The 22962-nt window shown below is 60.0% G+C and carries 24 protein-coding genes; 4 read left to right on the top strand and 20 right to left on the bottom strand.

Features of this window, described 5'->3' with window-relative positions:
- Window positions 1-804: 804 nt before the first annotated feature.
- Window positions 805-3978 carry an EAL domain-containing protein gene (locus tag BJI67_RS02070; RefSeq protein ID WP_070071617.1) on the top strand — a complete coding sequence of 1058 codons (3174 nt, stop codon included), beginning with the start codon at window positions 805-807 and terminating at the stop codon, window positions 3976-3978.
- 124 nt (window positions 3979-4102) lie between these two features.
- Here the strand turns inward: BJI67_RS02070 and BJI67_RS02065 are convergent, their stop codons facing one another.
- From BJI67_RS02065 to cls, 6 genes are all read right to left on the bottom strand, one after another.
- Window positions 4103-4498 (bottom strand): DedA family protein, encoded by a 396-nt coding sequence (locus tag BJI67_RS02065; protein WP_070071616.1) that lies wholly within the window; start codon window positions 4496-4498, stop codon window positions 4103-4105.
- Between the two features lie 57 nt (window positions 4499-4555).
- Window positions 4556-5176, bottom strand: a complete 621-nt coding sequence (locus BJI67_RS02060) for an undecaprenyl-diphosphatase (protein ID WP_070071615.1) — start codon at window positions 5174-5176, stop codon at window positions 4556-4558.
- An 85-nt stretch (window positions 5177-5261) separates the two neighbouring features.
- Window positions 5262-5420, bottom strand: a complete 159-nt coding sequence (locus BJI67_RS17220) for a hypothetical protein (protein ID WP_156781992.1) — start codon at window positions 5418-5420, stop codon at window positions 5262-5264.
- 50 nt (window positions 5421-5470) lie between these two features.
- The gene (locus BJI67_RS02055; RefSeq protein ID WP_070071614.1) at window positions 5471-5665 is read right to left on the bottom strand and encodes a hypothetical protein; all 195 of its coding nucleotides are present in this window, start codon (window positions 5663-5665) and stop codon (window positions 5471-5473) included.
- Between the two features lie 119 nt (window positions 5666-5784).
- Window positions 5785-7578 (bottom strand): sensor domain-containing diguanylate cyclase, encoded by a 1794-nt coding sequence (locus BJI67_RS02050; protein WP_070071613.1) that lies wholly within the window; start codon window positions 7576-7578, stop codon window positions 5785-5787.
- Window positions 7579-7886: 308 nt separating this feature from the next.
- The gene (gene cls, locus BJI67_RS02045; RefSeq protein WP_070071612.1) at window positions 7887-9323 is read right to left on the bottom strand and encodes a cardiolipin synthase; all 1437 of its coding nucleotides are present in this window, start codon (window positions 9321-9323) and stop codon (window positions 7887-7889) included.
- A 163-nt stretch (window positions 9324-9486) separates the two neighbouring features.
- Here cls and BJI67_RS02040 point away from each other — a divergent pair, with 163 nt between their 5' ends.
- Entirely contained in the window at window positions 9487-10014 is a 528-nt protein-coding gene (locus BJI67_RS02040) for a Slp family lipoprotein (protein WP_070071611.1), read from the top strand.
- Window positions 10014-10541: a Slp family lipoprotein gene (locus BJI67_RS02035; RefSeq protein WP_070073886.1), complete on the top strand. Its 528-nt coding sequence runs from the start codon at window positions 10014-10016 to the stop codon at window positions 10539-10541. The genes BJI67_RS02040 and BJI67_RS02035 overlap by 1 nt, the downstream gene beginning before the upstream one ends.
- A 12-nt stretch (window positions 10542-10553) precedes the next feature.
- On the opposite strand, the gene uvrD is transcribed toward BJI67_RS02035, so the two are convergent.
- The 11 genes from uvrD to BJI67_RS01985 form a co-directional block, all read right to left on the bottom strand.
- The gene (uvrD, locus tag BJI67_RS02030) at window positions 10554-12728 is read right to left on the bottom strand and encodes a DNA helicase II (protein ID WP_070071610.1); all 2175 of its coding nucleotides are present in this window, start codon (window positions 12726-12728) and stop codon (window positions 10554-10556) included.
- Window positions 12729-12776: 48 nt separating this feature from the next.
- Window positions 12777-12902: a hypothetical protein gene (locus tag BJI67_RS18070; protein ID WP_269449609.1), complete on the bottom strand. Its 126-nt coding sequence runs from the start codon at window positions 12900-12902 to the stop codon at window positions 12777-12779.
- A gap of 405 nt (window positions 12903-13307) precedes the next feature.
- Window positions 13308-13823 carry a hypothetical protein gene (locus tag BJI67_RS02025; RefSeq protein ID WP_070071609.1) on the bottom strand — a complete coding sequence of 172 codons (516 nt, stop codon included), beginning with the start codon at window positions 13821-13823 and terminating at the stop codon, window positions 13308-13310.
- Window positions 13824-13863: 40 nt separating this feature from the next.
- Window positions 13864-14613 carry a c-type cytochrome gene (locus BJI67_RS02020; protein WP_070071608.1) on the bottom strand — a complete coding sequence of 250 codons (750 nt, stop codon included), beginning with the start codon at window positions 14611-14613 and terminating at the stop codon, window positions 13864-13866.
- On the bottom strand, window positions 14610-14954 hold the full coding sequence (locus BJI67_RS02015) for a hypothetical protein (RefSeq protein ID WP_070071607.1): 345 nt from the start codon (window positions 14952-14954) through the stop codon (window positions 14610-14612). The genes BJI67_RS02020 and BJI67_RS02015 overlap by 4 nt, the downstream gene beginning before the upstream one ends.
- Window positions 14955-14998: 44 nt before the next feature.
- Window positions 14999-15685, bottom strand: coding sequence for a cytochrome c1 (locus BJI67_RS02010; RefSeq protein WP_083250555.1), 687 nt, complete (start codon window positions 15683-15685; stop codon window positions 14999-15001).
- Window positions 15686-15736: 51 nt separating this feature from the next.
- Window positions 15737-17716 (bottom strand): FAD-dependent oxidoreductase, encoded by a 1980-nt coding sequence (locus BJI67_RS02005; protein WP_070071605.1) that lies wholly within the window; start codon window positions 17714-17716, stop codon window positions 15737-15739.
- Between the two features lie 60 nt (window positions 17717-17776).
- On the bottom strand, window positions 17777-18424 hold the full coding sequence (locus tag BJI67_RS02000) for a cytochrome b (protein WP_083250554.1): 648 nt from the start codon (window positions 18422-18424) through the stop codon (window positions 17777-17779).
- A gap of 52 nt (window positions 18425-18476) precedes the next feature.
- Window positions 18477-19088 (bottom strand): ubiquinol-cytochrome c reductase iron-sulfur subunit, encoded by a 612-nt coding sequence (gene petA, locus BJI67_RS01995; protein WP_070071603.1) that lies wholly within the window; start codon window positions 19086-19088, stop codon window positions 18477-18479.
- A gap of 388 nt (window positions 19089-19476) precedes the next feature.
- Complete coding sequence (locus tag BJI67_RS01990) at window positions 19477-20313, bottom strand: SCO family protein (protein ID WP_083250553.1); 837 nt, start codon at window positions 20311-20313, stop codon at window positions 19477-19479.
- Window positions 20310-21086 (bottom strand): SCO family protein, encoded by a 777-nt coding sequence (locus tag BJI67_RS01985; RefSeq protein WP_070071601.1) that lies wholly within the window; start codon window positions 21084-21086, stop codon window positions 20310-20312. Before BJI67_RS01985 ends, BJI67_RS01990 begins: the two co-directional genes overlap by 4 nt.
- A 100-nt stretch (window positions 21087-21186) precedes the next feature.
- On the opposite strand from BJI67_RS01985, the gene BJI67_RS18220 reads away from it, so the two are divergent.
- Entirely contained in the window at window positions 21187-21708 is a 522-nt protein-coding gene (locus BJI67_RS18220; RefSeq protein ID WP_083250552.1) for a TlpA family protein disulfide reductase, read from the top strand.
- Between the two features lie 124 nt (window positions 21709-21832).
- On the opposite strand, the gene BJI67_RS17215 is transcribed toward BJI67_RS18220, so the two are convergent.
- The 3 genes from BJI67_RS17215 to BJI67_RS18065 form a co-directional block, all read right to left on the bottom strand.
- Window positions 21833-21991: a hypothetical protein gene (locus tag BJI67_RS17215; RefSeq protein WP_156781991.1), complete on the bottom strand. Its 159-nt coding sequence runs from the start codon at window positions 21989-21991 to the stop codon at window positions 21833-21835.
- 127 nt (window positions 21992-22118) lie between these two features.
- Window positions 22119-22682: a plastocyanin/azurin family copper-binding protein gene (locus tag BJI67_RS01975; RefSeq protein ID WP_070071599.1), complete on the bottom strand. Its 564-nt coding sequence runs from the start codon at window positions 22680-22682 to the stop codon at window positions 22119-22121.
- A gap of 148 nt (window positions 22683-22830) precedes the next feature.
- Complete coding sequence (locus tag BJI67_RS18065; RefSeq protein ID WP_269449608.1) at window positions 22831-22962, bottom strand: hypothetical protein; 132 nt, start codon at window positions 22960-22962, stop codon at window positions 22831-22833.

Raw genomic sequence — 22962 nt, 5'->3', positions numbered from 1 at the left:
TGTCTGAGGCTTTGAGTGCATAGCCCGTACTCACCCGTCGCAAGACGGGTACGACTTGTCTCCCCCCCTTCAAGTCGATGCGACTGCCCCGGCCCCGTGCCGGGGCTTCTTTATGTCGCATACGAATTTCGTGTGAACTTTTCCTGACGCCCCCAGTCTGAACTTTCGAGCGCTTAGCCCGGCGCTCGCCGCCGCAAGGCGGATCGACTTGTCTCCCCCCCTTCAAGTCGAACTTCATGGCCCCGGCCCCGTGCCGGGGTTTTTTTTTGGGGCATCCGGAACATCATGTTGATTTGACGTGTGGCTTTGTAATATCTCGCAAACCTTGAAATCGGAATATCGTGTGTACTTCCCTGCACGGTCTGAGAGTCAAGTCCCAGAGAACCCAGGCCACCGGCAAGGCCGAGCGCGAGGAAGTGTCGTGCAGGCGATGCGCCCCGATGGGAGTCACTGGATCGCGCTGGGCGCGGACAAGCACTTTGACGCGTAAGGCTTTGTGGCGGCGATGCCTGAACGAAACGTTACGCCGCCTGTGGCTCGGAACTAAATCAAGGTTGATTTCCCGAGACATGCGCTATCCTTGAAGATAGCGCCACAGACAAAGCTCTTGCATGCCATTGTGTCGACACCTTCGTGGGTGGGTGCCAGAATGCCCCGAAGAAATCGCCTGGGGGCTGGGCCGTCAGAGGACGCGCCTCAAAACTGGCGGGGCACCAATTCACAGAAGATGATGTTCACTCAGCGATTCCAACCTTCGACAGTCGTCGGAAGTATGACAAGGCAGAATCGGAATCCATCGGCCTTATGAATAACAATATCCCATCCCTCGACGACGAAGCTGCTTTTTTCCACCAGTTGGCGCGTTTGCTCGCCAAGGCGCAATCCACGCCCGCGCTGCTCGCGGATCTCTCCTCGCTGCTCGCCATCTGGAAGGTTGACAGCTATTGGCTGGGTCATGTCGAAGCGGACGGACGCCTCCTCGTCGATTACACCTCTAACCAGGAGATGGCCGCCTATCTCGAAGCGCTGGACTTGCCCTGGAATCTGGGCTCATGGGCGCAAGGACCCACTGCCAAGGCGATACGTAGCGGTAAGCCCAGCTACATTACGGACTGGGAAGACGCCGACTCGTCCCTGCCTTTTTTGCCCGCTGTGCGCCGCCACGGCTGGCGCTCCAGCGCCACCCTGCCGATAGGGGACGGTGATCGCGTCTATGCACTCAGTCTCTATAGCCGTACGCCCGGCGCCTTCGGCCGTCACCAGTCACAGACCCAGCTTGAGGAGCTGGCAAATTTTCTCGGCGCAGTCTTTGCGCGCGATGCCGAGCTGGAAGAAGAGAAACGAAAGCTTACTCGCCTGGCCTTTCACGATCCGTTGACCGACCTGCCCAACCGCGCCGCGCTGGACCTGCGCCTGGAAGAAGCGCCGGCGCGGGCAGAGCGACACGAGCATCTGCTGGCCGTCGCCCTGTTCGATCTCGACGATTTCAAGCCGGTGAACGATCTCTACGGCCATGCGGCCGGCGACGCTTTGCTGATCGAACTGGCGAGTCGTCTGAAATCCGCCTTGCGCCAGAACGATTTCGCCTGCCGCCTGGGCGGCGACGAATTCGTGCTTTTGATCGAGGACCTCGAAGACCTGGACGACCTCGAGATCCTGCTCGATCGCTTGCACCAGGCGCTCATCGCGCCGGTGCGCCTGGACGAACAGACGGAAGTCACCGTCGACATGAGCATGGGGCTGGTACTCTACCCCTTGTGTTTCGATTGCTCTAGCGATGCCACAGGCCAACTGCTGCGCGCGGCCGATCAGGCGCTGTATCAGGCCAAGGCGCAAAAAGGGCATCGAAGCCGCTGGTGGACACTGTTCGATGCCAGCAGCCCCATGGACGGGCGGGTGTCCGTCGAACAGGAACAGGACGACGCGCAGTCCCTGCCCGCGTACGGACCGGCGGCCCGCCAGGTGCTCGAGCGCGCGCAAGGGCTGCTGGCCGCCGCGCTGCCGGCGGTGGTCGAGTCGGTCTACCGGCTTCTCGCCGGGCAGCCGGAAGCCGGCCGCGTGATCGGCGCTCTGTCGCCCGAGGAACAAAGCCATCATCGCGCCCGCCTCGGCGAGCATCTGCGCCGCCTGCTGGACCCAAAGCTGGACGAGCGCGCGCATCGTGATCTTGCGCTAGCGCTTGGCCGCGAGCACGCGGTCACCGGCATGCGCCCCGAATGGATGGTTGGCACCTATGGCCTGATCGTAGAGCGACTTCTGGCCGGCCTACCGGCTTCCGCGGCCCTGCTCAGCATTCTTGTCAGGCGGCTTTCGGTCGATCAGCAGGCTCAGCTCGAAGGGCAGGCCGAGGTGGAGGTCGAATACGAAAACACCTTGCAACACATCGACGCCGTGGCGGCGCAGGTGGGCAGTTTTGACGAACTCGCCGAAGGATGCATCGAGGCGCTGTACAAACTCCCGGGCGTTGTCTCGGTCACCCTCGGGCGTCCGGACCCCCAGGGGCGTTTCGTGTTTGAATTCGTTGCCGGCGAGGCGTTCATGGATTATCTCGAACGGGTGCATGCGGGGCTCGCCCCTCAGATCGAGGTCACCCCCGGCGAGCTCGGCCAGGGGCCGTCCGCCCGCGCCTGGCGCAGCGGCCGCATCGAACACGGCATCAACTATGCCACCGCCCCGGGCCTTGCGCCATGGCGGGATCTGGCGTGCGAAATCGGCGTCCGCTCCCTAGTCGCCGTCCCGCTCACATCGAACAGCTCGCCCCAGGCGGTCTTGTCTCTCTACTGCGATCGCCCAAACGGCTTTTCAGGCAGAGAACAAATCCGCTTCCTGCACCAGCTCCAACACCATTTCGCGCTGGCGCTGCGACGGTTTGAACTCGAGGAAAAAAGCGTGCTGGCCGAGCCGGTGCGTCGGCAGTGGCGCGAACGGCTCGAACACCATGACGGCCTGATCCTGCACTATCAGCCGCTGGTCGACCTCAAAAGCGGCGCGTTGATCGGCGTCGAGGCCCTCGCCCGGCTGCGTGCGCCCGATGGCGGGATCGTCATGCCCGGCCGGTTTTTGCCAAGCTATGGCGACAGGGAACTCAGGCGCTTGTTCGAGCGGGGACTGTACTTGGCGTTCGAAGCCCTGCACCGCTGGGAAGAGCAAGGGCTGAAGCTCTCGGTATCGCTCAATCTGCCCGCGCAAGGGCTGAATGACAGCCGTTACCTCGGGATGGTGGAACAGGCACTCGCGCAGCAGGCGATCGATCCGGCACGACTCAAGCTCGAAGTGCTGGAAAGTGACGAAAATCTGGATGTTCCCGCCCGCGACCGTACTTTGGCCGGCCTCAAGGCGCTGGGTGTGTGGCTGGTCGAAGACGACCTCGGTTCCGGTTTCAGCAGTCTGCTGCGCCTCGATCGCTTGCCCTTCGATGGCGTCAAGATCGACCAGGCGCTGGTGCGCCACTACCTACAGAACCCCTTGCGCGCGCTCGCCTTCATCCTCCATCTTACCCGGCTGGCTCAGGACATGGGCAAGCGCGTGACCGTGGAAGGGCTGGAAAGCCAGGGCATGATCGAGGCCAGTGCCTTCCTGGGCGCTGATTACGGGCAAGGGTATGCCATCGCCCGCCCCATGCCAGCCGAAAAAGTGCCGGACTGGGTCGCTGCCCGCCCGCCCGTCACGGCAGCTGAGATGCCTGGCACCGCACTGGGCGCATTGGCCGTCTATCTCGAAAACGGCGGCGGCACCCCCTACATTGCCGATAGAAACCGATTCTTGAATGAAGACGATCGTTTGCAAAGCTTTTGCCTGGGAAACAACTCGGTACAAGCCTACATCCATGCCTTGGACGAACAAGACGCGCCGCTGCTCATCGAAGCCTGCGAGCAATTGGCTTCGCTGGCCGCGCGGGGCGTGCTCGACGATAAATTCGATCAGGCCCGGGAGTCTCTGATGCAAAGACTGATCGAAAGGGCGCGACAGGAAGGGTGATTGACTTCAAAACCGGACTGGGACGCGTCTGCTCCCAAGGAACTCGGATATCAACATTGCCCCCTTGCCTGAAAGCGCTGTGTATTACGCGGGCTATGGCTGGAAAAGTAACGACAAACATTGATCAGGAATGAAAATCTGCAAATCCCGGTTCGTAATACCAGGACACAAGACGGATAGTTGGTCGACGGGTCTTAGTAGTTTTAATTCGCGCAGCATGCTCGCGGATTTTGACGAGGCCGTCGCGAGTCCAGCGCTGTCCGTAGCGGCGTCCCAGCGAATAGTTGACGTTATCGCCCAGCGTCGCCCTCGCAACGGCGAAGATCAGCATACCGATGAAGCTCGGGCCGCGCGCACCAGCCGATGATGCCCCCAACAGAAGCAGCGGCGTCGACCCAGGCAGGAACAGGCCGACGACCAATACCGTTTCGACCAACGCCGCCAGCAGTGCGATCCAGTAGATCCAGCCATGCAGCGACTGGATGATCGGCATCATGGACATCAGCCAGCTGTCGAGCATGCAGTGGCCCCCTGGTTTCTCCCGCGGCGGCTGGAGTCGCGCGTCAACCGGTCGGGCTCAGCGCGGGAACGCCTTCGGCGGTAGACGCAGCGCATCGATTAGACGACGGTAGATTCGGTCGAAAAATGGCTGTGCCCAGCGCTCCACCGGTCGCGACAAGTGCCGGGCAAGGAACGCCACCGCGAGCGCGACGCAGAACGAGCCGAGCATATCCAGCGGGAAATGCACTCCGACGTAGACCCGCGCCCAGGCCACGGCGAAGCCGCCCAGCGTCAGCGCCACCCCCCAGGCGCGCAGCCTTCCTACCGCCAGCAGCGCAAACCCTAAGCTCCACATGAAGGTGGCGTGATCACTGGGAAAAGAATTGTCGGCTGGATGCGGCAGGTATTGATGGCCCAGACCGATCATGAACGGTCGCGGATGAAAGTACAGCGCGCCGAGCACCTGGTTGACGCCCAGACCGATCAGCATCACGGCGGTCGCGGTAATCAGCGCTGCGCGGTGCTCGGGATAGGTGAGCCGGACCCACAGCAGCACGAACAGCGCCACCGTCAGCGGCACCAGCCACTGGGCGCAGAACAGGCCGAAATCGACCAGCGCGGGTGGCGAGTTCGCGCCGGCGTTGATCGCCCGGAACAGGCGTTCGTTGAGCGAATTCGAGGGACGTGCTCCAAACACGGGCGTGACGGGATGAAAATGTTACCAAATGACAGAGTGCCCGACGGGTTCCCGCCCGGCCGGCACCACGAACGGACGCTGGCCCTTACTGATTCATGACACCCTGACCGTCGCCATCGGCGCTTTCGCCCTGTTCGCCGTCGCCGCCCTCTGCGTCCTGCACGGACTCAAGTCCCTGGGCGAGCACCTTGCCACTCGAGGCATCGATCTTGACGGTATGTGCCTGCCCTTTGGCATCGAGCACCGTCGCATCTCAGACACCCTTGCCGTTCTCGTTGCTGAAGCCGACATCGCTCAGCATGCCCGCAACTGCATTCTGCGCAATAGTCCGGCCTGGTCGAGGCCGACCTTGGCCGTGTGTAGCATCTGCGCTTCGGCGGCCGGCGACTGTTCGTGGTGATTCTCGCTGGCGTTGGAGGCCAGCGCCACGCCGGCGGCGGAAAGGCCCATCAGAGCCAGGGTCGAGGCAATCAGAATCTTGGTTTGCATGGGGTCACTCCTTGCGTTTGGAAGGACGACGCCAGTGCGGCGTCGTTGGCAAGAAGCGTACGGCAGGCGTGTTGCGCGGCTCTGGCACGCGGCTTACAACGCGGTAAGGTACTGCGTCATCAGGCTTTTCCCTGAATGGGAATCGGTCGGCCCACGCAGGGTGTATCGGCCAGCATCACACGGTCGCGCCCCGCGCCCTTGGCGGCATATAACGCCTGGTCGGCGGCGCGGTAAAGCGACTCGGTCGACACGCTCGCATCGCACAATGCGGCCACGCCGATGCTCGCGGTGACCTCCGGAATCGGCCAGTCGGCCCTGTGCAGGGCCTTGCGCAAGCGCTCGGCAAAGACCCCCGCCGCGGCCAGCCCGGTATCCGGCAGGAGCACACCGAATTCTTCGCCACCGAGCCGCGCCGGCAGATCTGTTTCGCGCACGATCTCGCGCAGCACCTGCGCAAGCCGCACCAGTACGCGGTCGCCGACCGCGTGTCCGAAGCGGTCATTGACGCGCTTGAAGTGGTCCAGGTCGAGCAGCACCAGTGACAGCGCCGGGCAGCCGCGGCGCAGCCGGGCGTGTTCGCGAGTCAGCGTCTGGTCGAAGACCCGCCGGTTGGCCAGGCCGGTGAGCGGGTCGCTCTCGGCCAGCCGCACAAGCTCCGCCTGCATGCGGCGACGTTCGGTGACGTCGCGCACCGCCACCAGCGACCGCTGCTGACCCTCGATTTCGGTCGCCGTCATGCTGATTTCGCACGGAAATTCCGAGCCATCGGCGCGCAGGCCGCGCAATTCGGTGTTATCCACGTGCCGCACGTCGTGCGCTTGGGCCGGCCCGTCCCGCAGCAACTCAAGCTGGCGCTTGCGCACTTGCTCGGGCATGAGCAATCCCACCGGCTGCCCGATGAGCGCACCCCGCGAATAACCGAACAACTGTTCTGCCGCAGCATTGACCCGCACCACCTCCAGGGCTTCGCCGACTACCACCAGCGCTTCCGGCACCGCTTCAAGCAGCGCATACAGTTCGCGCTCACGCTGCTTCGCGGCGGTGAGGTCGACAAGCTGGCCGATCGCGAGCCAGGGTCGGCCGTCGGCGTGGCGCACCAGGGCGATGCCGAGCCGGGCGTGGACGATCCGGCCGTCGGCATGCAGATAGCGCTTTTCGATCTCGAAATGCTCACGCTCGCCCGCGAACAGCTCACGGTACAGGTCGTCAGTCAAATGCCGGTCATCGGGATGGGTGAACGCGTCGGGCGTATGCTCGATCAGCGCCTCACGCGGATATCCAAGCAAATGGCACAAGGCCGGGTTGACCTCGATGATGCGCCGCTCGGGCGTGGCCAGCGCCTTGCCGATCAGGGCGTGACGAAAGCTCTGCGCGAACAGTTGTTCGCGCTCGGCGAGCGCCCGGTCGGCCTGCTCGGCTTCGATGAAGCGGCCGAGCAGCGCGGCCATCGCCTCAATGCATTCGATCTCCAGCGCCGTGAAGTTTTGGCTGCGCACTGCCGTGTCGCTGAAATTGAGCGTACCGTAAATGGCGCCGCCGACCCGGAGCGGCACGCCGAGATAGCTTTCCAGCTGCAGGCCAACGTACACCGGATGATTGCGCATGTCGGGCAGTTCGCCGACATGCGCATAGCCGACCGGCGCGACGCGCTCGATCACCGCGGCACAATAAGTGTCGGCCAAGGTGAAGTGATCGCCGTCGTGCAGCCCGTCGAGTGGCGTGCGCACCTTGACGACTTCGTAGTCTTGCCCGCTGATGTGGCTGATGATGCCGGTGGTAAGTCCGAGCATGCGCCGGCCGCGGTCGAGACAGGCTTCGGCGAAGGCGTCGAACTCGGTAAAGTGTTCGACCAGCAGCGCATGCAGTTCGCGCAGGCAGTCGGCGTTGGCGGGAGCGTCTGTTGTCGCTTTCATGACTGAATTTAAGCATAAACCACAGTATCAACACGATCTTCCGGATACCCTTTTTGCCCTCCGGCACGCCCGCATGAACTTTTCCTGACGCCCCCGGTCATAGTTTTAGAGCGCTTAGCCCGGCGCTCGCCGCCGCAAGGCGGATCGACTTGTCTCCCCCCCTTCAAGTCGAACTTCATGGCCCCGGCCCCGTGCCGGGGCTTTTTTTTTGCCCCTCCGGCACGCGCGGCGACAAGGACCCGGCGTGCATGCGTCCGAGAGGAAAAGACTAACGAACCGGGTTCCGATGCGGGAACCGCCGAACGCTTTCAGAGCAGGGCGCCGAGCAGCCCGACGGTGTTGTAGTACAGTCGCCGTGGCCACGGCAGGCGCAGCCAGCGCCCGGGTTCCACCTTCTCGGCGTCGTCCATGTAGCTCCCCTGCAGCGCGCGCAGCTCGCGCGTGAACGGCTCGTCGTAGACGATGACCGACACCTCGAAGTTGATTTCGAAGCTTCGCCGGTCAAGATTGGCCGAACCGAGAATGCACAGTCGCCCGTCCACGGTCAGTGTCTTGGCATGCAGCAGACCGCGTCGGTATTCGAGAATTTCCACCCCGCTCTCGAGCAGGTCGGCATAGAAGCTGCGGCTGGCCGCGGCCACCATGCGCGAATCGTTGCGCGCAGGCACCACCAGCCGGGTATGCGTGCCGCAGCGCGCGGTGGCGTGTATCGAAGCGATGGTGCCCTCGTCGGGAACGAGATAGGGCGAGGTGATCACCACCTCCTCGCGAGCCAGATGCAGCGCGGCCTGCTGCACCTGACGCATGGCGTAGTTGTAGGACATCGGTCCGGTACCAATGATCTGGGCATCGATCCCGTCCGGTTCCACCTCCGGCACGATGTCCAGCACCTCGCCCAGCCATTCGTGGCTGTCTAGATACCAGTCCTCCACGAACAACCGCTGCAGGTCCCAAGCGACCGGACCGCGGATGCGTACCGAGGCATCGACCCAGGGCGCATAACGTGCCTTCGGCGCGAATGCGGCGTCGGCGATGTTCTGGCTGCCGGCGTAGGCGATCACTCCGTCGATCACGGCCAGCTTGCGGTGGTTGCGGATGTCCATGCGCGCGAGCAAGGCGCGCAGCGGATTGACCGGCAATGAAGCGACCACCTCGACCCCGGCACGCTGCAGATGGCGCCGCAACGGCGAGCTCAGAAATGCCTTGGAACCGACCGCATCCACCAGCAGTCGGCAGGCGGTACCGCGTGCGGCGGCGCGGATCAGCGCATCGGCGACCTTGTGTCCCGAACCGTCAGGCAGAAAGATGTAGGAAAGCAGGTGGCAGTGCAGTTCGGCGCCGTCGATGTCGGCGACCAGCGCATCGATCAACGCGCCGGAATCGCCGATCAGGCGGATCTGATTGCCGCCACGGGCCTGGGTACTACCCACCGAGCGTGCCAGGGCGGCGATCGGTGCGTAGTCCGCCGGGAGCACCGCAGAATGCTCGCCATGCGGCTCGGCAAGCTTCTCGCGCTGGTGTTCGCGCAGCATCGCATGCATGCGCAGGCGACGTGCGCCCAGCCGCACCTCACCGACCAGGAGATACAGCAACGGCCCACCTATCGGTACCAGCATGACCACCACGATCCAGGCAAGGCGTGTACTGGGCTGCCCGCGTCGGCGCACCAGGATGCGCACGACCACGGCTAGGCGGAGCAGGAATTCACCGGCAACCGCCAACGAGGTGATAGGTTCTCCAAACATGGCCGGAGTGTGCCAGAGCGAGGGCCTGTGCAATAGCCCGCACGCAGAACTCACGACGACAGATGCGCTCTAATGACCGTGCATCCACTTCCGCGTTGTCCTGTGGGTATGGGAAGATGTATGCGTCACCTGACGTGACCGGCCGTTAGCCGGCGAGGATCGCATGGTCAAACGTCTCTGGATGGCATTGCCCGCACTGCTGCTCGCGGGCGGCTGCGCCGTCAACCCCGTATCTCCTCCTGGACCCTACGCCGCCGTCACACCACAGATGGCGGCTGCAGGCACCGATACCGGTAGCCGCGTCCGCTGGGGCGGCGTCATCGTCGACGTCCACCCGGAGAAGGCACGCACCTGCTTCGAGGTGCTGGGATTGCCGCTCGACGGCGACGGTCGACCGGAACGCGAACACAGTCTCAGCGAGGGGCGCTTCATCGCCTGCTCACCTGGTTTCTACGATCCCGCGTTGTATGCCAAGGGCCGCGAGATCACGGTCGCCGGCGACATCACGAAAGTGGAGACCCATCACATTGGTGGCTACGCATACCGCTTCCCGGTAGTTGATGCCGGAGCCCCGCATCTATGGCCGCGCGAGTTGCCGGTACGCTACCTCCCCGGTCCGTGCTGGAATGACCCGTTCTGCGGTCCCTGGGGCTGGCCGGGTCCGTACCCTTACGCCCCTTGGTGGCGCTGATGAATCGGCCCGGTGGATACACCAGGCGAGGACGTGCGCTGGCAGCCGCGGCGGCCCTGCTCGCGCTCGGTGGCTGCGCCGTGGCGCCGCCGTTCCCCCCGGCGCTGACGCAGCAGGCGCACACCGTTCCCGCCCCTGATGCGGTGGCGCGCAACGCCCGCGTCCCGACCGCTCCCGTGGCCTGGGGTGGCACCATCGTCAGCGTCGTGAACCAGGCCCACGACACCTTGATCACGGTGCTCGCCTTTCCGCTGGACAGCGAGATGAGACCGCGGCTTCGCGCAACCACCATCGGGCGCTTCATCGTGCGCGCCAAGGGCTTTGTCGAGCCCCTGATCTACGCGCCGGGGCGAGAGTTGAGCGTCATCGGCCGAGTCACCGGCATCGAGGGCGGCACGATCGGCCAGCTGCCCTACAATTACCCGGTGGTGGCGCCGCAGTCCATGCACCTGTGGCCGCTGCAGCCCTTGCAGACCTCGCCGCGCTTCCAGTTCGGCATCGGCATAGGCGTCGGCACCCGCTTCTGAGCGGGCAAGGTTTCAGGTAACGGGTTCGAGCTTGGCATAGCTGAGCACCAGCCACTTGCTACCGTGGCCGCTGAAGTTGACCTCGACGCGCGCCTGCGGTCCCTCGCCCTCGCAGTCGAGCACCACGCCCTCGCCGAACTTGGCGTGACGCACGCGCTGACCGACCGCGAGCCCGCCGGCCGACTCGCGCACGCCGCGCGCGGGCGCACGCGGCGGCGTGGCGGACGAAGCATGCAGGCGCACCCGCGGGCGCACGTCCTCGACCAGCTCGGCCGGGATTTCGCCGATGAAGCGCGAGGGCAGGTTGTAAGTCTGTTGGCCGTGCAGACGGCGGGTCTCCGCGGCGGTGAGCACCAGGCGGGTGCGCGCGCGGGTGATGCCCACGTAGCACAGCCGCCGCTCCTCCTCCAGCCGGCCCGGTTCCTCGATGGACATGCGGTGAGGGAACAGCCCCTCCTCCATCCCGGCCAGAAACACCAGCGGGAACTCCAGTCCCTTGGCGCTGTGCAGGGTCATCAGCTGCACGCAGTCCTCCCAGGCGTCGCCCTGGCCCTCGCCGGCCTCGAGCGCGGCGTGCGAGAGGAAGGCCGTCAGCGGGTCCATCTCCGCATGCTGCTCGGGATCGGGGATGAAACCGCGCGCGGCATTGACCAGTTCGTCCAGGTTCTCCACCCGCGCCTCGGCGCGTTCGCTGCGGTCCTGTTCGAAGTGCGCGCGCAGACCGCTGCCGGCCACCACGCGCTCGACCTGTTCATACAGCGGTAGGCCCTCGCAGGCGGCGGCAAGACCCTCGATCAGCGCCAGGAACGCGCCCACCGCCTTGGCCGCACGCGCTGCCAGGCTGCCGTCCTCTACCAGCTCGCGCGCCGCGGGCCACAGTGCGCAGCCGCGTTCGCGGGCCCGCTCGCGGACTGCCTGCAGGCTGCGTTCGCCGACGCCGCGCGTGGGCTGATTGATCACCCGCTCGAACGAGGTGTCGTCGTTGCGATTGGCGAGCAGGCGCAGGTAGGCCAGTGCATCCTTGATCTCGGCGCGCTCGAAAAAGCGCAAACCGCCGTAGACACGATACGGCAGCCCGCGCGCGATCAGGGCCTCTTCCAGCACACGCGACTGCGCGTTGGAGCGGTAGAGCACGGCCACTTCGTCGCGCCGCCCGCCCTGCACCGTCCAGTCCTCGATCTGCTCGGCCACATAGCGTGCCTCGTCCAGATCGTTGTACGCGAGGTAGAAGCTTACCGGCTCGCCGCGGCTGCCCTGCGCCCACAGCTCCTTGCCGAGACGACCCCGGTTGTGCGCGATGACCGCGTTGGCGGCGTCGAGAATGGTCTGGGTGGAACGGTAGTTCTGTTCCAGACGCACGGTCTGGGTGCCCGGAAAATCGTGCGCGAACTGCTGGATGTGCTCGATGCGCGCACCGCGCCAGCCGTAGATCGACTGGTCGTCGTCGCCCACCGCGAATACCGGCGTCTTCGGCCCGGCCAGCAGCCGCAACCAGGCATATTGCAGCTCGTTGGTGTCCTGGAATTCGTCCACCAGCAGATGCCGGAAACGCTGGCGGTAGTGCTGCTGCAGGGTGTCGTTGTCGCGGATCAGCTCCAGCGCGCGCAGCAGCAGCTCGGCGAAATCCACCACGCCCGCCTGCTGGCAGGCGGCCTCGTAGGCGCTGTAGATGCGTACGAACTGGGCCTGGGTGGGATCGCCGGTGTCGTCGAGATGCTGTGGACGCAAACCCTCGTCCTTGCGTCCGTTGATGAACCACTGCGCCTGCTTGGGCGGCCAGTGCGCCTCGTCCAGATTCAGGCCGCGCAACACGCGCTTGACCAAGCGCAGCTGGTCCTCGTTGTCGAGGATCTGGAAGCCCTGCGGGAGCCTCGACTCGCGCCAGTGCGCCCGCAGCAGGCGATGGGCGAGCCCGTGAAAGGTGCCGATCCACAGCCCGCCGGCCGGCATTCCCATCAGCGTTTCGATGCGCCCGCGCATCTCCTGCGCCGCCTTGTTGGTGAAGGTCACCGCCAACAGGCTGTAGGGCGACAACCCCTCGACGCGGATCAGCCAGGCGATGCGGTGGGTCAGTACGCGCGTCTTGCCGCTGCCCGCCCCGGCCAGCACCAGGACCGGACCCGGCGGCGCGGTGACCGCCTCGCGCTGCGCGTCGTTGAGGCCGGAGAGCAGATCGGTGACATCCATCCGCGCGAGTTTACCAGATGGACGACGGCCTCCGTGTCGCCCCGGGCATCAGATTCGAAAGCGCGAAACCAAGGTGCGCCGCTGTGTCGCATAGGCCTTGAGTTCCTCGCTCGCGGTCGTGGCCTGCTGCGCGCTCTCGGCGCTGGATTCGGCCACTTCGCTGATGCGTGGCACGTTCTGCTTAGTCCCCCGCCGAGGCGAGCTGTTCCTTGAGTGCGCCGACGGCGGGCAACCATCTCAACGGCGGTCGTGATCGCGATCACGGAGATCTCGGATCGAAAGCAACGCACGGCAATGCAGTCGACATCAGCAAGACCGACGGCCCGGTCGCATAGATAAGCTTGGAGCGGATGCTCAGGTGGTCAGTATCATATTTGTTCGCTTTGGCAGACGCATATCCATGCGCAAAGCACCATTGAGGTACGCGGCATGCATCGTCCGATAATTCAGCGGGTATTGCGATGCCTGAGCGTAGGCCACAGTCCCGCTGGCGCTGCAAACAGAGGGATTCGTAATGGGAGAGAAGGGAGAAAGAAGCCGGGTGCGGAGAGCCCGCACCCAGAATCCCGAGGTGCTCGGTCAGGCCCTGCTAGGGCCCTGATCGGAGGGCTGACCGCCGAAACGACGTGCCAGCGTAAAAACCAAATAAACAGTGAGATAAGCCCAGACGCCGTAGACTAGATAGTGGTGTGCCAGCAGATCTTCCTTAAACAGACCGCCAGCGTCAGCGCTGGAAAATACGCTGAACAGTGCACCGAGAAAGCCAGTCAAGCACAGCAGGCTGATCGCACAGACACCTACCCCTTGTGCGCATACACCGCCGAGCCCACTTTTCGAAGTGGGGCGAATCGAATACCACCAGCGCAACTGGAAGGCCATCGCGAGCAACAAGCTCACTGCAAGTGCGTCATGCACCCACATATGGTCGAAGATGCCGGCGTGAAATAATGCATTACCACTGATCAGCTGCAGCAGGACGCCAATGCCGAGCATGAGGGTAATGCCTCGGTTGACGCACTCCAGGCCATGGCATTCCACCTGGAAGTTCGCTGCTTTTAGCCCTGAACCGTCACTGGAATTGCCCGTATCGTTCATTCCATCTCTCTTACGGTTGCCATAGCCTCATTCTCCGCTGTCAACGTCGCTGGGATGCGGGCAATCTTGTCGTCGGCGCTCCACCCGACAATGTGGGAATGAATGTAGCCAGCGCCAAAATTTCCTGTTTATCCAAACGACCGGCGATGTCACGCATAATGCCGTTGGGATCATTCGCGCGTGTCCCGTCGTGGAAGTAGGTCAACTGTTCCACAAGATAGGTTTTATTCTGGCCCGCCAACCGCGGGAACTCGGGCGGAATGCCGGCGCCTGTCGCACTGTGGCATGCCTCACAGGCGGGGACATCGGTAGCGCGTATCCCACCATAGAAAATGTTCTTACCCGCCTTCCACATCGCGAGATCCTTCGTTTTGGTAGGCACGGGCTTTGCCTTCGGCGGCGCGAGCGAACTGAAAAAGGCGACCAGATCCTGCATTTCAGTCTCGCCGTGAATAGTTTTCACGGCGTCGATCATCGTACCCTTGGCCAACGGATCATCTCGCTTCTTTGAAGCAAAATTATGCAATTCCTTCAACAAATATTGCGGCCACTGCCCGGCCAGGTCGGGGAAGCCATTGACCGGCGATATACCATCTGCTCCGTGACACACGATGCACATGGTTTTGGCATCGGCCTTGCCCAACTCCGGGTTGCCGCCACCATTAATCACGCCGATAACGCCATTTTTAGGCCCGGCGTGCGATGGGACAGCGAGCAAAGCCATTGAAACAACGAGGACCCCGGACGCGAATTGCCGACCATCCATTCCGAACCAACGCCGCCCCATCATTTCTCACTCCCCAGAATTTCACGGATAAATAGAAAAATGTAATAAAAGGTCAGCACTAGCAGCAGCACTACAAGCGGCGCTGTCAATGGATACATTTCTCTAAAATTAGGCGCAGTCACGAAGAAGCCGGCACTCATAGCCGACAACAGCAAGGCACGTCTTTCAGCATGCGCAGCCATTCGATAAGTCATGCTCAAAGCCAGCATCACCAAGAAGAACAGAATCAAATTCACAATCCCTGGTATACCAAGATCGAGCACTAGCGGCATGCCAAAGACAATTGCCCAAAGCCCGTTCTTAAAGCTGTTTCCAGACGTCGAATTCGTCAATCCTGCATCCATGTCCGTTCCTCGATTTGTTCTCGATTTCCGTTATGCCAAATGCATTACAGAATCGCGATGATGAATCCGATCACGGTAGCGATTCCAAATCCGCCCACCACATAAGGTCCGATTTCATGGCGCTCTAGCACAGAGGGGCCACTTGCATAACGCAAGAACGCAACAATATCGGCCACCATCGTCTTGTACTGTTTCGGTGTCATCGACCCCTTGTGGTAAAGCTTTCCATCCTTCAGATACTGACCACCGTACGGTGCCAAGACGTTGGGCATCGCCACATCCGGGAACACATGATTGTTCCAGCCGGTCGGCCGGCTGTTATCTAGGTAGAAACTGGTCAGATAGGTATAGATAAAACCCGGACCCAGGTAGCGTTCGATTTGCGATAGATCAGGCGGTGGTTTCCCAAAGAATTTTGAAGCCTCCTTCTTGGTCATAGTGACGGTCATCCCTTCGTGAATATTGGCGCCGTCAGGTCGCATCACAAACTGCGTAAGCTCCTTTTGACTCATACCAAGGCCCTTCATGAGATTGATATAACGAAGGTATTTCACGCTATGGCATGAAAGGCAATTCTGCCCAAAATATTCAGCTCCCTTGATAATAGTTGAGCGATTCATCGTGTAATGCGGAGCGCGCAAAGCTGGCGCCGCTTCTGCAAGGCATGAATTTGTCGATACCAGCCCCAACGCAAGGGTTAGCCAGGCTGCTCTGCGGATATTCATTCCCATTCGACTCGACTCCGTATTAGATTTCTGGCCAGCGAAAAAAATATTCGCGAGTTAAGTTTGTCCACCGGCGAATCTATGTGCGGTCCAGCGCCTTAGCAGACTCAACACTGGCATAGCCACAAAAAACGCGAAATACCCGATGGTGAACCAGCGCCCCCAATAAGCGAGCACCGGAGTCGCAGGCTCGAACCCGATCCAGCCGAGCACGATGTAACAAATAAGCATGAATAACAGCAGCACTTTGTACGTGTTATCAAACAACGGATGCGGCTTGACCCGAGCCTCGGGCGTATTGTCGAGAAATGGCACCAGGAACATCACGACGATGGCCAGTGTCATCATCAACACGCCAAGATGCTTGTCAGAAATGGAGCGCAGAATCGCGTAAAACGGGCCCAGGAAAAACAGGGGTCTCACGTCAGCCGGCGACTTCAGCGTATTGGCAGGTGTTGAGTTATCCTGATCGATGAAAATATTGAAGAAAGTCGGCTCAAAGAATACGATCGCTGCGAATATCGTCCCGAGCAAGGCATAAAAGAAAAGATCCTTCTCACGGAAATACGAAAACAGATCGATATTGATACTCAGCGTCTTCGGAGTGGATTCGGCATAATCCGAGCCCAATTCCATCGACAATATCTGATCCACCTGGCGCGAGCAGGTCCCACAGGAAGATGCAGCACGCGTCGTCAACCTGATATCTTCAACCGTGGACAGGTTATGCATCTTGATCGCACTGACGATCTCGCCCTTGGTAACCGAATTGCAGGTACAGATCTCCGCGGTATCCGGCAGGTTACCGATCACATCTATGGGTTCGCCATCCGAACTACCGCCAACCAGTAATACATCACGCCGGTCAGATATATCCTCGCCACTGCGAATCAATTCCTTGAACCACTGGGATAGGTTCACGTCCCCATACAGGATGCAGCCGGCAACCCGATTGTTCTTGATGCAGGCCTTTTTGTAGACACCGCGCCTCGCATCGACGTAGACCAGCTCATCGATGCCCTCGCCACCCATGATCTGACCCTGAGAATAAAGGTCGATGCCGGTGATCTTGAGTTGCGTCGACGGCTGCGAACCGCCGTAGGCCGCCGCCATATCGCCTGACATATAACGCGCCAGCGTCCTTGCCTGGTCGTAGCAAGGATCTACAAGGCCGTAGGTCTTACCCTTGTGCTGGACACACTCGCCGATGGCAAATACTGCCGGATCGCTGGTTTCCAGTTGATCGTTGACCACAATGCCTCGGTCCACCTTAAGGCCGATCTTTTTAGCCAGGTCGGTGTCAGGCACGATACCCGCGCAGATAACAACCATATCGGCACGAATTTCCTCACCCCGCTGGAATCGTACCGCTTCGACGTGCTCCTCGCCGACGATGGATTCGGTCATCCGTGGAATGTGGAAGACAATACCCTTGCTTTCCAGGCGACGTTGCAGCAACTGCGATGCCCCCGCATCCAGCTGGCGGTCCATCAGCCAATCGGCGATATGCACCACCGCCACTTCCGCGCCCTGCACGCGCAGTGCATTGGCAGCCTCAAGACCCAGTAGACCGCCACCGATCACCACCACATGCGTATGCTTGCCGGCACGCTCAAGCATGTAATCAACGTCGTCTATGGTGCGGTACACCGTGACCTCGGGCAGCTCGCGTCCCGGAATGGGCGGCACCATGGGTTTCGAACCGACGGCAAACACCAGATAGTCGTAGGCCTCCGTGATACCCTTATCAGAGGTTACAACCCGTCGTTCCCGATCCACATTGACGATGCGATGGCCCTTGTACAGACGGTTACCGCCGTCGCCCACCCAGGCTTCGTCATCGATCATGATGTCGGACAGGGAACGCTCGTTTGCCAGCAATGGGCTGAGCTGAATTCGGTCATAGGCCGAATAGGGTTCGTCGCCGAATACGATGATTTCGTATGCGCCCGGCGCAAGCTTAAGCAATTCCTTGACGAATCGACTCCCGGCCATGCCGTTGCCGATCACCACCACACGTTTTTGTTCTGACGCCATCTGTTGAACCTCGATCAGTGGAACTTCACCTCAGTGCAAAACCGGTTGACCTACACTCGCTCAGCGCTGTGCCGAGCGGCTGGCCTCCTGCTCGATTCGAAGGCTGTATAGGTTCTGCAGGTGCATGACGATCAGCGCAACCAGCGCCATCGGAATTACAGCTACGTGGAACGCCATGAAACGATTGATGGTCGGCGTGCTCACGAGTGGCCCGCCTCGTATCCAGGTCACCAAATCATGCCCAACGATTGGAACGGAACCAAAGAGATTGGTAATGACCATGCCACCCCACAAAGACATGTTCCCGTAGGGCAGGATGTAACCGAAAAACTCCTCACCCATCAGCAGAACCAGCAGCGTGGTTCCCCATAGCCAGACCTTCCCGCCGCGCTTTTTGTAGGTTCGGTCCCACAGTGCTCGGAACATGTGCAGATACACGATGATGAACAACAACGAGGCGCCCGTCGTATGGATGTAGCGCACGAGCCAACCCCAGCGTACGTCGTACATAATGCTCATCACCGAGTTGTATGCGGCCGACCCTCCCTCACCACCCGGGTGATAGTTCATGAGCAGAAACACCCCGGTGATGAACTGGATGCCGATCAGCACGATCGACATCGCCCCCAGCACACGCCAGAATCTCGACCGCAAGGCCTTGGCCTTGGTCCCAATATCCGGCGTTGAACTCATCGCAGTCGCCTTCATGTCCGCTCCTTAGGATCTTCGCTACCTGTCCGACTCCGCCACTGCATCCCTATCAGCACAATCTCGCCTTGGGATACATCTTGGTCACCACCACCTTCTTGCCACCGTCTTCGTAGTGGTATTCCGGAATCGCCATATTGCGCGGTGCTGGCGAGGTCACGATGACGCGGGCAGACAGGTCGTACATCGAGCCATGACACGGGCAGTGAAATCCGCCCAGCCATCCTGGCCGCACTGAGTTGGGTTTGGGCTTGTAAAGGGGGATGCAGCACATGTGTGTGCAGATGCGTACCAAGACCAGGAGATTCTTGTGCTCCATACGCGCTCGGTAGATGTTCTTCGCGTAAGGCGGTTGCTGCGGCACCTTGAGGTCTGGATCCTTAAGAATGCCCTGCGCCTGCACCTTTTCCAGTGTCGCCAGCATCGCAGGCGTCCGGTTCATCACCATCACCGCCTTACCCTGCCAAGGCACGGTCACCTGGCCAGCCGGTGGGATTTTGGACACGTCTATTTCAACGCTCGATGCCGCTTCAGTTGCCGCGCTAGGATTAAGACCGTCCAACATGGGCACACCTAAGGCGCCAACGGTGGCCGCTCCAGCGAGCTTGACGCTGGAGCTCAGAAACTCACGGCGCTCTTCCTGCTTTTCTTTGCGTACGGTCATTGCTGTCCTCTGAATGTCTGCCAAGGGCCCAGCAACTCTTGCTCGAATCATGCCAGCTTTCTTATCTACGCATAAATTTATCGCATGATTACGTTAATGAATCACTTTATAAGCATAGAAACAGTAAGTTAGCGCCCCGATAACAGACATCGCCTATCGTCTTCACAGCCACATAACTCGTTCACCAGCCCCCCAGAAGTGTCGCAAAACGAGTCAGTTATGCCGTGAATTTTCGCAAAGCGAGCCACCCCACGTGGATTTTCTTGCGACCACACCCTGCGGTCCCTGGGTGGTTTGCAACGCACTCGTCACACGCGGTACTGGAGCGTGGGCTGACAACGAAGAAGGGCCCCAGACGGGGCCCCTCGGGAGGTAGTTTCTTGCTATCTTAGTTTCCGCCTTTATCCATACCGGGTAATTTCAGCATGGATACAATCTCATACAGCAATCGGCTCGTCGGATAGGCATCCGCTTGGTTTATCCTGATCCTTATATCGCCATTCGGAGAAACCAGGAAGACTACATTGTGGCTAACAATGCGCTGATGCTTTGGCGCATTTTGCGCCAATGGGTTGATCGCTTTCGCGTAATCGTACTCACCAGTCTTCTTCATCCGCTCTACGTACTCAGCCTTATCGGCATCGTCAAGCACATGATAATGAACACCATAGCGGCCTGCGACGATGGTTCCGATAGTTGATTCGGACCCCGTCAGGAACTGCCAGTTAGCGGAATCATTCGATCCCAGATCAGCTAGATCATGCATAAATTGCGATAAGGCTTTCGGGTCAGCATGCTGCGGATCGAGGTTATACGAGACAAACACAACCTTGCTTCCCAGCAAATGACTCTGCGCCAGATCCTGATACAGATTCCGTAGATTAGCCACAAGCACTGGGGTAGTGTGTACGCCATAAGGAGAGAGGAAACTGACGACCTGCACCTTGCCGGCCAAGTTCGCTGAATTGATTGGCTGACCATTTTGATTGATAAGCCCAGTAAACTTAGGCGCCTTTCCAAAACGTCCGTGCTTTACTTGGGATGGCAACATACCAACCACACGTTCACGTTGAGTAGCTGTTTTCTCTCTTAGATCATGATATTTCACAGTACTCACCAAACTCGAGACTGCAAAACCAAACAACAACCCCACGAAAACACCTACCCAGACTGCATACCAGAAATATGAACGCTGGCCTTGACCGATTTGTACGTCTGAGCTCATACCGGCTTCCCTGTACGCAGCACACGAATGATATCGTTAAGCACCGCCGCGACTGATATCGTATCTGCTTTACTCAGCACATACCTCACTACGCCTTTGGGCCCGACAATAATCGCTGATGTGGTATGCAGAACCGTATAGTCAGGCCTATTTGCTGTTGCGAGGGGATTGCTCATTTCCGCCACATAAGTATAAGCGCCAGATGATCGTTGCCTTTTAAATATCCCTTCCAGCTTGGTGGTTGGAATTTTCTCAAAGCTGGCATGGTAACCCTGCTTCACTACCTCATCCGTTTGTTTGGGTGAGGCCATCAGAAACTGCCACATCTCATCGGCAGGATCAGCGCCATATTGGCTCATAAATTGACTCATCAGCCGCGGAGTACTGTCTGACGGATCAACATTAAAGCTCAAAAAACGCACTTTTCCCTGGAGATCACGTTCACGAAGCAGGCGCTCCAGATTGACTATATGAGACGCAATGATCGGGCAACCGCGCGTGCAAAACGGATACATGAAGGTAACCACTACCACTTTGCCGGAAAAATCCTGCGATCCGACGCGGTTACCCAACTGATTCACGAAGCCCACAAAATGAGGGGACTTAAACATCCGTTTCGGGGCGTCACCCGCCGCCGCAAAATCCGGCCGCTGCGGCGGTGCGCGCCACGGCAATATGACTGCCATCGCATACGCTACCAAGAGACCAATCACCGTACCGAGGGCGACCCCAGCTAGCGGGGTTCTGTTGCGCTTGAACTGCTCAAGGCCCATCCTTTAACCTCCAATCCTTCATGCATGTGATGGCCTGCCCCATCATCCTCGGCTTGCAGCGTGCAAGGCACCTAATCAATATCCCTAGGAAGTCTACAGTATGACAACCTCGCCTTCTCCGCGATCCCGAAATATCAAATTCATTATCTCGTTCATCGTATTCATCGCGCTTGCCATATTTTACTGGTCCTACAACCAATCGCATCCAACTCCCAGTGCATTACCAGACGTCACACTCAAGAGTCTAAGCGGTCACAAGGTTTCCTTAATCCAACTCAAAGGCAAACCGATAGTACTCAATCTCTGGGCCACGTGGTGCCCGCCCTGCCGCGCAGAACTGCCCTTATTAGTACAGAGCAGTCACCAGCATCCAAACATACATTTTTATTTTGCGGAGCAGGGAAATTCGAGGGCTAACGTGACGACTTTTGCGACACACACAGGCCTGCCTGCCAAACTCGTGCTATTGGACCAGAACACCCGGTTGAGCAAAATTTTTGGCGCCATCGGGTACCCCACCACGGTCTTCTATAACGCGCACGGACAGATTGTGACCATTCACCGAGGCGAACTCACAGCGGCCAAATTGAAGCAACTCATCGACAGAATAGTGGCCGGCTAGATATATACCATTTCACAAATTCAAGCAGTTATAAAACAACTGCCCGCGCGAACGCGGGCAGTCACTGCACGTTCAGAGATCTCTTTTGGAAGGAGGGTGTTGATAATCCTCGAGGCCGAGACTCTTATCCGCGATTAGCGAAAACAGCTTCCTGCTTTTCACGCATCTCTTGTTCGGTGCGTTGCGCCGAAATCGCGATCATCGTCACACCCGTCGCCATTAACTTAGCAACAACAATAATGGCGGAACCCACAATCAAGGCAGCGATATCTAATGGCGTCATGGTATTACTCCACTCGCTGATGTTGAATCCGGCAAACCGATATCCGGTTTGCCGGGGTTTTTGTGCGCTGCCAGCAAGTTACCTGACCGCGCGCCACTACCAGTGGCCTACACTAACCTAGAATCCCTTACTTGACGACGATCTTGCCGTGCATGCCGGTCGAGGCATGGCCAGGGGTCTTGCACAGGTAGTAATAGGTGCCTGGGCCTGGGGGCGTCCATTCCACGGTATCGGTGTTGAACTGGCCACCGCTGGCAGCGGGCAGCTCAGGCACCACTGCCATCGCATGCAGGCTGCTGGGATTCGGCATGGCGCTGTAAGGAGGGCCCTTCTTGGTGATCATGAAGCTGTGTTCGGCCCCGCCGTTGGTGTTGATCACAGAGATCGTCACCTTTTTCACACCGGCTCCGTAAATCAAGGTCGGGTTGGTCTGCTTATCGGCTTCAAACGACGGGAAGGGGAAGCCAGGCAGCACCTGCTCAATCACCGTGTGCGGGTTAGCGCCCGAGTAGGTGACCTGATTATGGCCCGTCACCTTGCCCGTGTCTTCCTTCATCAGCTTGATGACGCCCGGCTTGCCGATCGTCGTCACACCAGCGTGCGCCATACCCATGGCCAGCATGGCACCCATACCGGCCGCGCCGGCGATCGTCTTGACGATGCGATTCTTCACGAACTGCTCCTTCTTCATACTTTCCTCCTAAGACAAAATTGTGCACCAGTGGTTGCACAGCCATCGTCATAACCATTTGATGACAGCGGGATCACTCGTCGCTCCCATGGCATGACATACTTCACACTTCACTCAAACATGCACCCTTCAAATCCAATTTTTCTAATCAATGCCAGAAGACCTGGTCGATGAACACGTACAAACCTCCCAGCATGGCGATCGCCCATACCGCGCTCAGCAGCAACACTCGGCGACCCCCGATCGTGCCTTTCTCCTGGCGATTGTCATCCTGCTGCAT

The organism is Acidihalobacter aeolianus (assembly GCF_001753165.1).
In the GTDB taxonomy this organism is placed as follows: Bacteria; Pseudomonadota; Gammaproteobacteria; order DSM-5130; family Acidihalobacteraceae; genus Acidihalobacter; species Acidihalobacter aeolianus.
The sequence above is the reverse complement of the archived record's forward strand: the minus strand, read 5'-3'. Positions and strand labels throughout refer to the sequence as shown.

Excerpts from the sequence above, each read along its gene's own strand:
- BJI67_RS02070 (WP_070071617.1), top strand. The coding sequence starts at position 805 with ATGAATAACAATATCCCATCCCTCGACGACGAAGCTGCTTTTTTCCAC.
- BJI67_RS02065 (WP_070071616.1), bottom strand. The coding sequence starts at position 4,498 with ATGCTCGACAGCTGGCTGATGTCCATGATGCCGATCATCCAGTCGCTG.
- BJI67_RS02055 (WP_070071614.1), bottom strand. The coding sequence starts at position 5,665 with ATGCAAACCAAGATTCTGATTGCCTCGACCCTGGCTCTGATGGGCCTT.
- BJI67_RS02050 (WP_070071613.1), bottom strand. The coding sequence starts at position 7,578 with ATGAAAGCGACAACAGACGCTCCCGCCAACGCCGACTGCCTGCGCGAA.
- cls (WP_070071612.1), bottom strand. The coding sequence starts at position 9,323 with ATGTTTGGAGAACCTATCACCTCGTTGGCGGTTGCCGGTGAATTCCTG.
- BJI67_RS02040 (WP_070071611.1), top strand. The coding sequence starts at position 9,487 with ATGGTCAAACGTCTCTGGATGGCATTGCCCGCACTGCTGCTCGCGGGC.
- BJI67_RS02035 (WP_070073886.1), top strand. The coding sequence starts at position 10,014 with ATGAATCGGCCCGGTGGATACACCAGGCGAGGACGTGCGCTGGCAGCC.
- uvrD (WP_070071610.1), bottom strand. The coding sequence starts at position 12,728 with ATGGATGTCACCGATCTGCTCTCCGGCCTCAACGACGCGCAGCGCGAG.
- BJI67_RS02025 (WP_070071609.1), bottom strand. The coding sequence starts at position 13,823 with ATGAACGATACGGGCAATTCCAGTGACGGTTCAGGGCTAAAAGCAGCG.
- BJI67_RS02020 (WP_070071608.1), bottom strand. The coding sequence starts at position 14,613 with ATGATGGGGCGGCGTTGGTTCGGAATGGATGGTCGGCAATTCGCGTCC.
- BJI67_RS02015 (WP_070071607.1), bottom strand. The coding sequence starts at position 14,954 with ATGGATGCAGGATTGACGAATTCGACGTCTGGAAACAGCTTTAAGAAC.
- BJI67_RS02010 (WP_083250555.1), bottom strand. The coding sequence starts at position 15,685 with ATGGGAATGAATATCCGCAGAGCAGCCTGGCTAACCCTTGCGTTGGGG.
- BJI67_RS02005 (WP_070071605.1), bottom strand. The coding sequence starts at position 17,716 with ATGGCGTCAGAACAAAAACGTGTGGTGGTGATCGGCAACGGCATGGCC.
- BJI67_RS02000 (WP_083250554.1), bottom strand. The coding sequence starts at position 18,424 with ATGAAGGCGACTGCGATGAGTTCAACGCCGGATATTGGGACCAAGGCC.
- petA (WP_070071603.1), bottom strand. The coding sequence starts at position 19,088 with ATGACCGTACGCAAAGAAAAGCAGGAAGAGCGCCGTGAGTTTCTGAGC.
- BJI67_RS01990 (WP_083250553.1), bottom strand. The coding sequence starts at position 20,313 with ATGAGCTCAGACGTACAAATCGGTCAAGGCCAGCGTTCATATTTCTGG.
- BJI67_RS01985 (WP_070071601.1), bottom strand. The coding sequence starts at position 21,086 with ATGGGCCTTGAGCAGTTCAAGCGCAACAGAACCCCGCTAGCTGGGGTC.
- BJI67_RS18220 (WP_083250552.1), top strand. The coding sequence starts at position 21,187 with ATGACAACCTCGCCTTCTCCGCGATCCCGAAATATCAAATTCATTATC.
- BJI67_RS17215 (WP_156781991.1), bottom strand. The coding sequence starts at position 21,991 with ATGACGCCATTAGATATCGCTGCCTTGATTGTGGGTTCCGCCATTATT.
- BJI67_RS01975 (WP_070071599.1), bottom strand. The coding sequence starts at position 22,682 with ATGAAGAAGGAGCAGTTCGTGAAGAATCGCATCGTCAAGACGATCGCC.
- BJI67_RS18065 (WP_269449608.1), bottom strand. The coding sequence starts at position 22,962 with ATGCAGCAGGATGACAATCGCCAGGAGAAAGGCACGATCGGGGGTCGC.